Origin of the sequence: Mesorhizobium sp. M1A.F.Ca.IN.020.04.1.1 (genome assembly GCF_003997315.1) — a bacterium.
Taxonomy (GTDB): Bacteria; Pseudomonadota; Alphaproteobacteria; order Rhizobiales; family Rhizobiaceae; genus Mesorhizobium.
In genome coordinates, this window is record NZ_RZSN01000178.1 from 1 (window position 1) to 11,657 (window position 11,657).

Genomic DNA, 11,657 nt, shown 5'->3' on the forward strand with positions numbered 1-11,657 from the left:
GCGCAGCATCGCGATCTCACGCATGGCTTCCGCCATTGGCTGCGCCGGATAGCCTCCCCAGACCTCGCCCGCCGGCACGTTGCTCATGAATCCACTTCTCGCAGCAAGCTTGGCCCCGGGACCGATGGTCAAATGATCGGCGAGGCCGACGCCGCCACCCATGGTGACGTTGTCGCCGACGACGACGGAACCGGAAATACCCGAAAGCCCGGCTATAATGCAATTGCGGCCGATACGAACATTGTGGGCGATCTGCACCAGATTGTCGATCTTGGTACCTTGTCCGATGATCGTGTCGGACATCGCACCGCGATCGACGGTCGAGTTGGAGCCGATCTCGACGTCGTCCTGGATGATGACGCGGCCGATCTGCGGCACGCGCTCAGGTCCCTTGGCGCCGGCCACGAAGCCGAACCCATCCTGACCGATCCTTGCACCGCCATGAATGATGACGCGGTTGCCGATCAGCGCATATTGGATGCTGGCGCCCGGACCGACATAGCCATCACGACCTATCTTGCATGAGCGGCCAATGACGGCATGGGGCGCAATGACCGTGCCGCTCCCGATGGCAGCGCCGGGACCGATCACGGCCCCTGCCTCCACGATCGCACCGGCTTCGACATGCGCGGACGGGTCGATATGCGCTTGCGGCGAAATGCCGGTTTCGCCGGTCATCGGCCCGGGCGTGGCGGCCTGCGGAAAGAGCAGCCGCCCCACCATGGCGAAGGCCTGCTGCGGGCGCGGATGCGCCAGCACCGCAATCCCCTGCGGCGCCCTGTTGGCGAAGTCGGCAGGACAGAGAACGGCAGCCGCCTTGAGCGAATGCATCAAGGCGAAATTGCGCTTGCCGTCGACAAAGACGAGCGCACCGTCGCCACCCTCATTGGCGGGCGCCAGCGCGTCGATGGCGATGTCGGCCTGCGAGGAATCAATAAGATTGGCGCCGGTCAGATTCGCGACCTCGCCAGCCGTATACCGGCGTGAAGGCGCGAAGAACACCGGATCGGTCATTCCACAAACATTATCCAGCTAGGTCGGATCAGTCGATTCCGGGCCATCACACGACCCGGAAACATCGTAACCCGCGGATTAGAAACGGGTCGCTATGCCGAAGTTGAATTCCTGCACGTCGTCGCCCGGCTGCTTCTCGACCGGAATCGCATAATCGATGCGGATCGGGCCGAACGGCGAAGCCCACATCAGGCCGACACCGACCGAAGCGCGCAGATGCATGTCAGCCGATCCCGGCTTGATCAAAGCAGGATCGAGCTTGCTGCCGTAAAGCGTTGCCGCATCGGCAAAGACAGCGCCGCGCAGACCGAAGCTTTCCGGAACAGCCGGCAGCGGGAACTGGGCTTCCGCCGACGCATTGAAATAGGTCGTGCCGCCGAGATGGTCGCCGCTGGTATCGCTGGCAATCGGGCCAATACCGCCATACGCGAAACCGCGGATCATGCGATCGTTGCTCTGGAAGTGGTCGAAGATGCGCAGATCGCCATTGCCGTAGCCCGCGATATAGCCAGCGCCGCCCGACACCAAGCCGACCAGGTCCAACTGCTCGGACAAGGTCTGATAGACGCTTGCTCGCCCGGTCAACTTCACCCATTTGGCGTCACCGCCGAGACCGGCGACTTCGGTTGTGCCTGTGACGTAAAGACCCTCGTGCGGGTTCTTCATGTCGTCGATGGTATTGTAAACCAGACCGAGGCTAACCGACGACTTGGTCCATGGGCTCTCGGCGACGCCGTCGCGGATGGCCTGGGAGATCGTGCACTTGGACGGATCGTAGACGCCGCTGGTCAAGCAGCCATCGGCGATCGAATACTTCTCCTGCGAGATATTATACGCCAGCTGCGTCGAGATGCTGTCGGTGATCGGCAGGCCGAAGCGAATGGTCGCGCCCGTGACGTCCGTATCGTAGTGGTTGTACTCGCGGGTCGACTTGTAGATGTCGAAGCCCGCCGCGATGCGCCGGCCGAGAAAATAAGGCTCGGTGAAGGAGATCGCATAGTCGCGCGAGTTCTTGCCGCCGCCGGCCGACAGCTTGATGTACTGGCCGCGGCCGAGGAAGTTGCGCTCGGTGATCGAGCCTTCGACGGACGGACCCGGCGTGTCGCCGCCGGTCGAATAGCCGGCGCCGACCGAGAACTCACCGGTCGACTTCTCGACCACATCGACCACCAGGACGACTTGGTCCGGAGCGGACCCGGGGACGGTCGAGATGTCGACTTTTTGAAAATAATCCAGAGCTTCCAGGCGCTTCTTCGCGCGCTGGATAAGCACCTGGTTGAAGGCGTCGCCTTCGCTGACATCGAATTCGCGCCGGATGACGTAGTCGCGCGTGCGGTCGTTGCCGCGGATTTCGATACGCTCGATATAAGCCTTGGTGCCCTGGTCGATGGTGTAGACGACCGAGATCGTATGATTCTCGAAATTGCGGTCGCCGCGCGGCGTCACCTGGGCAAACGCATAGCCTGAGCCGGCGACCTTTTCGGTGAGCGCAACAATCGTGTCCTCGACGTCCTTGGCGTTGTAGACATCGCCCTTGTGCGTCTGGACCACCGATTCCAGCGACTTTGAGTCGACCTCGGGAATCGTGCTCTCGACGCTGATGTCGCCGAAGTTGTAGCGCTCGCCCTCCTGCACGGTGATCGTGACCGTGTATTTGTTGGTGGCTTCATCCAACTCGCCGACGGCCGAAACGACCTGGAAGTCGGCGTAGCCGTGATTGTAGTAGAAGCGGCGCAGCAACTCCTGGTCGGCGCGCAGCTTGTCCTCGTCATAGACGTCGTCGCGCAGCACGAATGAAAGCCAGGACGAACGCTTGGTGTTGATGACGTCCGACAGGCGACGGCTGGAAAAAGCGCTGTTGCCGACGAAATTGACCGCCGCGATCTGCGTGCGCGCGCCTTCGTTAATGTTGAAGACCACGTTCACGCGATTGTCGCCGAGGTCCATGATCTGAGTGGTCACGGCGGCGTCGTCGCGGCCGATACGCCGATAGGCAGCCTTGACCGCCTCGACGTCGGCGTCGAGCGCCTGCTGCGAGAAGGTCGCGCGCGGCTTCAGCTGGACAGCGGCCTGGAGCGCGTTGTCCTTGAGCTTCTTGTTGCCCTGGAACAGGACCTGGTTGACGACCTTGTATTCGGAAACCTTGACGACCAGGATCGAGCCGACCTGATTGATCTGGACGTCCGAGAACAGCCCGGTGCCGAACAGCGCCTTCACGGCGCTATCGATATCGGCACTTGAAAACGCCTTGCCGGGCTTGATCGCGATGTAATTGCGGATGGTTTCGGCATCGACACGCTGGTTGCCGCTGACCTCGACCCTGCTGACCACTGCTGCTTCGGCTACCGATGTGGCAACGAACTGCACTGCGAGCGCGCCTGGCAAAACCAGGGCGGCGGACAAAGCCGCCGCGGACGCGGCGCTCAGAAACTTGGATGCTGCCTTCATCGGGCTTTTGTACCTTTTTCTCGTAGTCCCCACGGCGAGAAAACCGGACGTGCGGTATTTTCCCTTACCGTATTAACCGGATTTCCCCTACACGCAAGGCTCCCGGTTAATTTGTATTTACTTAACCCTGTTGCGTGGCTTTCGTGTCACGCATATCCCCACGCATGGTAAACGGCGTCTCAATATGGATGGGGCCGAAGCCAAATTCCTTCATGATTTCAGCACCCAAACAGATCATTCCAAAAAACGAAGCCCATAAATCCGAGCACCAGAAGGAGACCGGTCCGGTAGGCCATCTCCATCATCCGCTCCGACACGGGCCGCCTTATGACGGCCTCCACGCCGTAGAACAAGAGGTGGCCGCCGTCGAGAGGGGGAATCGGTAGCAGATTGAGAATCCCTATCCCGACTGACAGGAATGCAACAAGCTGCACCAGCCATTCGAAGCCGAGTTTGGCCGCCTGACCCGACATTTTCGCGATCTTGATCGGGCCGCCGAGTTGGCATTTGTCCTCGCGCCCGACGACGAAACGTTGCAGAAATTGCCCGGTGCGCTCGATCACATGCCCGGTTTCCTCGACAGCCGCCGCCAGCGCGCCCGCGGGCGTGTAGGAGACCAGTCGCGGCTGCCCGAGCTCCGCATTGTTGGCCACGCCGATGATCGCGACCTTGACCTTGTTGCCCAGCGCATCCTGCTGCTCCATCGGTTCCGGTGTCGCGGTGACGGTGATTTCGTTGCCGTCGCGCAACATGGTGAAGGTGATGGCGTCGCCGGCGCGGCCCGAAACCAGGCGTTGAACGTCGGCGAAGGTCTCCACCTTGTTGCCGTCGACTCTGACGAATCGATCGCCGGGCTGAATGCCCGCCCGCGCCGCCGGGCTGCCGGCGCTGACTTCGGCCACCATCGGCTCCATCACCGGGCGGCCATAGAGCGAAAACAGCACCGCGAACACGGCGATCGTCAGCAGGAAATTGAACAGCGGCCCGGCGACGACGGTCGCCGCGCGTTTCCAGATCGGCTGGGTGTGGAAGGCGACCTCGCGCTCGGCCTCGCTCAGCGATTCGAGGTCCTCGGTGCTCGGCTGGCTCGATGTCGCGTTCATGTCGCCGACGAATTTCACGTAGCCGCCAAGCGGAATGGCGCAAAGCTTCCAGCGGGTTCCGTGGCGGTCGTTGAAACCGAAGAGCTCCGGGCCGAAGCCGATGGCAAAAGCCTTGACGCCGATGCCGCACCAGCGGCCGATGAGGTAGTGGCCCATCTCATGCACGAACACCACGACGGTGAGCACGAACAGGAACGGCACAAGGGTGCCGAGGACAAAGCCTTGCGTGCTGAAGAGCGCGTGAAGAATCTCGTTCAAGTCATGCCCTCAAAATTCGCCCAGCGCGACAGTCCGCCGCGACTGTGGCATCAATCCGGGCGAATCCCTGGCACGCGTCGTTTTCGCCCATTGGCGACGCCAGTCAGTTCGGAAACAGCCCCATTGCCGGATGGTCGGCGCCCGCCGCAATCCAACCGATGACGTACAGGGCGAACGCAGCCGCGACAAGCCCGTCCACCCTGTCCATGACGCCGCCATGGCCGGGAATGAGATTGCTCGAATCCTTGCAGCCGTGCCGGCGCTTGACCCAGGATTCGAACAGATCGCCGATCTGCGAGACGATCGAGAGCGCCAAGGCGACGAGGCCAAGCATAGTGAGATTGCCGGCCCCGGCCGCGATTGCCAGCACCAATCCGGCAGCGATGCCGCCGACAGCGCCGCCAAGCGCGCCGCTCTGCGTCTTGCCGGGCGAGATTGACGGCGCAAGCTTCGGGCCGCCGACCGCGCGGCCGACGAAATAGGCCGCTATGTCGGTCGCCCAGACGACCGAGAACAGGAAGAGGATGGCGATCAATCCTGAGTGGCTGTCCCCGCGCAGATAGGCGAGCGACAAGCCGGACAACGACGCGTATGCCAGCCCCGAGGCCTCCCACTGCGCTGCTCCCCGCAGCCGCGCGGCAACAGCGACGATAGCAGTGATGGCTGCGACCAGAAGCAGCAGCCAAAGTGCCGGCAGGCCGGCGATCAGCGCGCCGATGAAGACCAGAATCAGCGCTTCCGGCAGAAAGCCGAGCGTCGCACCGTTCTCAGGGCGCGACATGCGCGTCCATTCGTAGAAGATCAACGCCGCGATCGCCGCACAGAACAGGCGGAACGGCAGCCCGCCGAGCCAGGTGAGCGCAAGTGTGACGGCTGCCATCACGATGGCCGAGATGACACGCTGCTGGAGATTGCTCATCGATTCCGCGCTACAAGGCGACGTCGCGGGCGGCGAGCCCGCCGAAACGGCGTTCGCGGCCGGCAAAGTCGCGCAGGGCGTCGGCCAGGTGCTCCCGGCTGAAGTCCGGCCAGTAGCAAGGCAGGAAGACGAGCTCGCTGTAGGCGGCCTGCCACAAGAGGAAGTTCGACAGCCTGAGCTCGCCGCTGGTGCGGATCACGAGGTCCGGATCGGGAATGCCCTCGGTGTCGAGCGCGCCGGCAAAGCTCTCCATCGTGATGGCGTCGGTTGTCATTTCGCCGCGAGCCACGGCATCGGCGAGCTTGCGCGCGGTGCGCACGATCTCGTCGCGCCCGCCATAGTTGAAGGCGATGACCAGGGTCAGCGCCTCATTGCCCGCGGTCAGCGATTCGGCCTCCTGCAGCAGGCCTCTGATGTCCGGCTGCAGCCCTTCCCTGTCGCCGATCACCCTCACCCGCACGCCGTTTTGGTGCAGCTCGGCGAGATCCCGGCGGATGAAGAGCTTCAGGAGGCCCATCAGGTCGCTGACCTCGGACTTCGGCCGCGACCAGTTTTCAGAGGAGAAGGCGTAGACCGTCAGATAGGAGATGCCGAGCTCTGGCGCGGCGCGCACCGTCTTGCGCAAGGCTTCGACGCCGGCGCGGTGGCCGGCGAGCCTCGGCATGCCGCGCGCCTTGGCCCAGCGTCCGTTTCCGTCCATGATGATCGCGACATGCGCGGGGGTTGTCATGGTCTCGCTTTCGAGCCGGTGAGAAACCGACCCTAAACCTGCATGATTTCAGCTTCCTTATCGGAAAGCAGGTGATCGATGGTGCTGATCATCTCATCGGTCAGCTTCTGAACCTGGTCGGAGCGCTTGCGATGATCGTCTTCGCTGATCGTGCCGTCCTTTTCCGCCTTTTTGAGGAAATCCATGCCGTCGCGACGGACATGGCGAACCGCGACGCGGGCGTTCTCCGCATAGCCGTGCGAGATCTTGACCAGTTCCTTGCGGCGCTGCTCGTTGAGTTCGGGCAAAGGAATCCTCAGATTGGTGCCGTCGACGATCGGATTGAAGCCAAGATTGGCCTCGCGGATAGCGCGGTCGACGGCGCTCACCATCGATTTGTCCCAAACCGATACCGAAATCATCCGCGGCTCCGGAACCGTGACGTTGGCCACCTGATTGATGGGCATGTTCGTGCCATAGGCATGGACCTGCACGGCGTCGAGCAGGTTGCTGGAAGCGCGGCCGGTGCGCAGCGAAGCGAGATCGTGCTTGAAGGCCGCGATCGCCCCGTCCATGCGCCGCTTGAGATCGTCGTACTCGCCACTCATGATCATCTCCTCGACCCGTTCGCCGGGTTCAATGCTTGTCTTCTAGTCTCGACCGGACCGGCGATCATTCAGCCGTCTTCGGCCCCAGTCAATTGTCCGCGACGATCGTGCAACGGCCGCCGCCTCTTAGAATTTCGCCGAAACCACCTTTTTCGTGGATCGAATAGACGATTATCGGAATGTTGTTTTCAAGCGCAAGTGCAATCGCGGCCGTATCCATGATCGTAAGCCCGCGTTTGATGACTTCGGCATGACTTATGCGGTCGAAGCGCACCGCATCCGGATCCTTCTTCGGGTCGGCCGAATAGACGCCGTCGACCTGCGTGCCCTTGAACAGCGCGTCGGCGCCGATCTCGGCGGCGCGCAGCGCTGCGGCCGAATCGGTGGTGAAGAACGGATTGCCGGTGCCGCCGGCAAAGATCACCACCTTGCCTTGATTCATATAGGCGGTCGCCTGGCGCTGTGAAAAACTTTCGCAGAGTTCCGGCATGGCAATGGCCGAAAGCACCACGGCGTCGACGCCGATTTTGTTCAGCGAGGTGCGCAGCGCCAGCGAGTTGATGACGGTGGCGAGCATGCCCATGTGATCGCCGGTGACGCGGTCGCCGCCCTTGGAGGCGACGGCCACGCCGCGGAAGATGTTGCCGCCGCCGATCACGACTCCGACTTCGACGCCAAGCGCCCGCGCCTCGGCAATGTCGGCTGCGATACGGTCGACGACCGAGACGTCGATGCCGAAATGCTGTTCCCCCATCAAGGCTTCGCCCGAAGCTTTCAGCAAGACACGTCGATAGAGGGGCTTCACCGTCATCTGGTTCCTCGAAAAATCTCGGCGCGGGCAAATCTGGAGGCGAAGGCGCCCCGCTTCGCCTGGCGGCGCTGGCACGATGGTTCGACCCGATACACGAAGGGCGCGGCGATGTCACGCCGCGCCCTCGCTCAAAATTCCAGGCTTTTCCGATCAGTTGCTGCTGATGCTGACCGCCTCGCCTTCGATCAGGACCGGCAGCGAATAGCCGGACGGCTTGTCGCCGGTCACGACACCGCCGGCCACCCTGACCTGAATCTCGGGTCCAAAAAAGGAATGCGGGAACGGCGCGGGCGCAAGGCTCACCGAATCGAGCCGCTTGCGAAGTTCGGCAGGGATTGAAAAGTCGAGCGCCCGCAGATTGTCCTGCAACTGGGCAAGTTTCGTCGCGCCGAGGATGACGGTGGCCACACCCGGCTGCGCCGCAACCCAGTTCAGCGCCACCTGCGCCATGCTTCGGTCGAGTTCGGAAGCCACCTTCTCGAGTTCCGTAACGATCGCCCAATTGCGTTCGCTGAATTTCTGGAAACCCGGATGCGTGGTGTTGCGGAACCCGTCGAGCCGGCCGGCATTGCCGGCTTGCGCCGGGCGGTATTTGCCGCTTAGCAGGCCGCTGGCCAGCGGGCTCCACGCCATGATGCCGGCGCCGTGACGCGAGGCGAAAGGCGCGAATTCATGTTCGATCGAGCGCTCGACGAGCGAATATTCGAGCTGCAGTGCCGAGACCGGCTCATAGCCGCGCAGTTCGGCGATCGCCTGCGCCCGCCCGGCATACCAGGCCGGCACGTCAGAAAGACCGATATGGCGTACTTTGCCGGCACGCACCAAATCGTCCAGCGTGCGCAACACCTCCTCGGCCGGCGTGAGCCTGTCCCAGACATGCATGAGGTAAAGATCGATATAGTCGGTTCCGAGCCGCTTCAGCGAAGCGTCCACCGCGCGCATGATGTTCTTTCGGCCATTGCCGCCGGCATTCGGATTGCCGGGTTCCTTGTTCATCGTGAATTTGGTGGCGATCACCGCCTTGTCGCGCAAGCCGCGCTCGGCGACGAATTCGCCGAGCCAGGTCTCTGCCGTCCCGCCGGTGTAGAGGTCGGCCGTGTCGAAGAAATTGCCGCCAGCCTCGACATAGGCGTCGAACATGGCGCGGGAGGTTTCCCTGTCAGCACCCCAGCCCCATTCGGTGCCGAAGGTCATGGTGCCCAGCGCCAGCCGGCTGACGCGCAGGCCGCTATTGCCGAGCGTGTAATAGTTCATGCTCATGACGTGTTCCGATCGTGTTTGGTATGGGCTTATTGGCCAGGCGTCGCTTTCACCCAGGGATTGCCGCGCTCATGCGTCATGCGGAACGTGAAGCCGTCCACCTTCCAGCCTTGACCCGATCGGCTCAGGCGATGCTCATAGGTGCCCCAGACCTCCCAGAGCGGATCGCCATTGCCTTCCATCCTGTTCCAGGCATAGCCGTTGGAACGGACGGTCGCCGTATCGGCCTCTATTTCGACCTGGTGGTTGGTCCGCAGGTGCAGGCTCGTCTTGCTGCCTTTGAGATTGGCAGCCCAGGCGCCGATCAGATCGTCGGAGGCGACCCTGGCCGCGGGCTGTCCGGAAAGGCTGCTGAAGTCCGCGGTAACCCGGTCGGCGAAGAAGCTGCGGGCGAGTTTCCAATCCTGCGCATCGACGGCGCGGTCAATGGCATCCGCGATGCGGATGACGGCGCGCTCGTCGGCGAGCGTTTGCCAGCCCATTGGTTCGGCTCCGCCGGCATCGACGGGCGCCAGTGCCAGTCCTGCCGCGAAGGTCACATGTCTCAAAGCATTCATGTTTTTTCTCCTCGCGCATCGGCCCCACCGCCCGTGTGTTGGCGCCAATGTGGACCAGCTTGGCGGCATCGATAAGATTGCATTGTTCGCAAGGACTATGCGATATTATTCATGAATGGATCGAGATCTGCTGACGCATCTGCCGGTGATCGTCGCCGTGGCTCGGCGCGGCGGCTTCGCGCTTGCCGCGGCCGAACTCGGCATGAGTCCGTCGGCGGTCAGTCATGCGGTGCGGCTGGTGGAAGAGCGCATCGGCCAGCCGCTGTTTGCGCGCACCACGCGCAGCGTTTCGCTGACCGAAGCCGGCAAGGCGCTGGTGGAGACCGCGGCCCCTGCCCTGCAGGACATCTCCGAGCGCATCGACCGCATCCGCGGCGTCAAGGGCAGGCCCTCCGGCCTGCTCAGGATCAATGCGTCCAATATCGCGATCCCCCTGGCGGTCACGCCGGTGATCGCGGCCATGGCCGAACGCTATCCGGAGGTGACGGTCGAGGTCTTCGCCGACCAGGCCCTGGTCGATATCGTCGGCGAGGGTTTCGATGCCGGCATCAGGCTGGGCGAGATGATCGCACAGGATATGATCACCGTGCGGCTTACGCCTCCCGTCACGGCAGTGGTTGTCGCCTCGCCCGGCTATATCGGAAAGCACGGCCGGCCGCGCGACGTAGCCGACCTGGCGAGGCACAATTGCATCGGCTACCGGCTTGTCCGCTCCGGCGGGCTCTATCGTTGGGATCTGAACGAGAACGGCAAGGATGTCGTGGTCGAGACGCGCGGCACGGCCATCGTCACAGATTCGCTTGCGGCGATCGATCTTGCGCTTGCTGGCGTCGGGCTCGCCTACGTATTCGAGCCGCTGGTGCGCGCCGATCTCGCCGCGGGTCGTCTGGTTCAGATCCTGCCGAAGACGGCAATCGAGGAGCCGGGCCTGTTCCTCTATTTCCCGCGCAGGGCATCGATGGCGCCGAAGCTCAGAGCCTTTATCGATACCGCTCAAGAGATCGGCCGGGCATCCATGCGGACACCCGGCCGAGTTGCCTGAGCTCTGTAGCCTTACTTTTGCTTCGGGCTATTTCTTGACCGCGGCCGCGACTTCCGCCGCGAAATCGGTCGCTTCCTTCTCGATGCCCTCGCCCAGCGCGTAACGCAGATAGGCGGTGATCTTCGCCGGAGCGCCGATCTCCTTCTCGGCATCCTTCAGCGCCTTCTCGACGGTGATGTCGGGATTGAGCACGAAGGCCTGCTTCAGGAGCACGACCTCTTCATAGAACTTACGCAGCCGGCCCTCGACCATCTTCTCGATGATCGCTTCCGGCTTGCCGGACTGGCGGGCCTGGTCGGAGAAGATCGCCTTCTCGCGCTCGATCAGGGCCGGGTCGACTTCCTCGGCAGTCAGCGCAACCGGGTTGGTCGCGGCGACATGCATGGCGACCTGGCGGCCGAAGGCGTTCGCCGCATGCTCATTGCCGGTGGTCTCGATCGCGACCAGCACGCCGAGCTTGCCGAGGCCATCCGCGACGGCATTGTGGACATAGGTCGCCACCGCGCCATGCGGGACAGTGAGCTTGGCCGAGCGGCGGAAGCCCATGTTCTCGCCGATGGTGCCGACCGCGTCCTTGATGGTGTCGGTGACTGACTTGTCGGAGCCCGGATACTTGGCCGCGGCAACGGCTTCGGTCGTGCCATAGGCGAGCGCCACCTTGGCGACGTTGGCGACGATTTCCTGGAAGGCGGAGTTGCGCGCGACGAAGTCGGTCTCGGAGTTCACCTCGACGACCGCGGCTTCGCGAACACCGGAATCGACGCCGATCAGGCCTTCCGCCGCGGTGCGGCCGGCCTTCTTGTCGGCCTTGGAGATGCCCTTCTTGCGCAGCCAGTCGACGGCCGCTTCCATGTCGCCGTTGGTTTCGTTCAACGCCGCCTTGCAGTCCATCATGCCCGCGCCGGTCAAGTCGCGGAGTTCTTTGACC

Annotated in this window: 10 protein-coding genes and 1 pseudogene; 1 reads left to right on the forward strand and 10 read right to left on the reverse strand. The window is 63.1% G+C overall.

Going from position 1 to position 11,657, the window contains the following annotated elements; genetic code table 11:
- The 9 genes and pseudogenes from lpxD to EOA49_RS26275 all read right to left on the reverse strand — a co-directional run.
- Window positions 1-1,014: UDP-3-O-(3-hydroxymyristoyl)glucosamine N-acyltransferase (gene lpxD, locus EOA49_RS26235; RefSeq protein ID WP_127243435.1), on the reverse strand; the 1,014-nt coding region annotated here is incomplete at its 3' end.
- 78 nt (window positions 1,015-1,092) lie between these two features.
- Window positions 1,093-3,462, reverse strand: a complete 2,370-nt coding sequence (gene bamA, locus EOA49_RS26240) for an outer membrane protein assembly factor BamA (RefSeq protein ID WP_127239889.1) — start codon at window positions 3,460-3,462, stop codon at window positions 1,093-1,095.
- 218 nt (window positions 3,463-3,680) lie between these two features.
- A complete protein-coding gene (gene rseP, locus EOA49_RS26245) occupies window positions 3,681-4,823 on the reverse strand; it encodes an RIP metalloprotease RseP (RefSeq protein WP_127239890.1) in 1,143 nt (380 codons plus the stop codon).
- Window positions 4,824-4,926: 103 nt separating this feature from the next.
- Window positions 4,927-5,742, reverse strand: a complete 816-nt coding sequence (locus EOA49_RS26250; RefSeq protein ID WP_127239891.1) for a phosphatidate cytidylyltransferase — start codon at window positions 5,740-5,742, stop codon at window positions 4,927-4,929.
- A 10-nt stretch (window positions 5,743-5,752) separates the two neighbouring features.
- Window positions 5,753-6,484 (reverse strand): annotated as a pseudogene (locus EOA49_RS26255) (isoprenyl transferase); the annotation flags it as partial.
- Window positions 6,485-6,504: 20 nt separating this feature from the next.
- Window positions 6,505-7,059 (reverse strand): ribosome recycling factor, encoded by a 555-nt coding sequence (frr, locus tag EOA49_RS26260; protein ID WP_127239892.1) that lies wholly within the window; start codon window positions 7,057-7,059, stop codon window positions 6,505-6,507.
- 88 nt (window positions 7,060-7,147) lie between these two features.
- Window positions 7,148-7,870 (reverse strand): UMP kinase, encoded by a 723-nt coding sequence (gene pyrH / locus EOA49_RS26265; protein ID WP_127239893.1) that lies wholly within the window; start codon window positions 7,868-7,870, stop codon window positions 7,148-7,150.
- 150 nt (window positions 7,871-8,020) lie between these two features.
- The gene (locus tag EOA49_RS26270; protein ID WP_067319885.1) at window positions 8,021-9,130 is read right to left on the reverse strand and encodes an aldo/keto reductase; all 1,110 of its coding nucleotides are present in this window, start codon (window positions 9,128-9,130) and stop codon (window positions 8,021-8,023) included.
- A 29-nt stretch (window positions 9,131-9,159) separates the two neighbouring features.
- Entirely contained in the window at window positions 9,160-9,687 is a 528-nt protein-coding gene (locus EOA49_RS26275; RefSeq protein ID WP_067319881.1) for a nuclear transport factor 2 family protein, read from the reverse strand.
- A 115-nt stretch (window positions 9,688-9,802) separates the two neighbouring features.
- Between EOA49_RS26275 and EOA49_RS26280 the strand changes: the two genes are divergently transcribed.
- Entirely contained in the window at window positions 9,803-10,729 is a 927-nt protein-coding gene (locus EOA49_RS26280) for a LysR family transcriptional regulator (protein ID WP_127239894.1), read from the forward strand.
- A 27-nt stretch (window positions 10,730-10,756) separates the two neighbouring features.
- Here the strand turns inward: EOA49_RS26280 and tsf are convergent.
- Window positions 10,757-11,657: translation elongation factor Ts (tsf, locus tag EOA49_RS26285; protein ID WP_127243436.1), on the reverse strand; the 901-nt coding region annotated here is incomplete at its 5' end.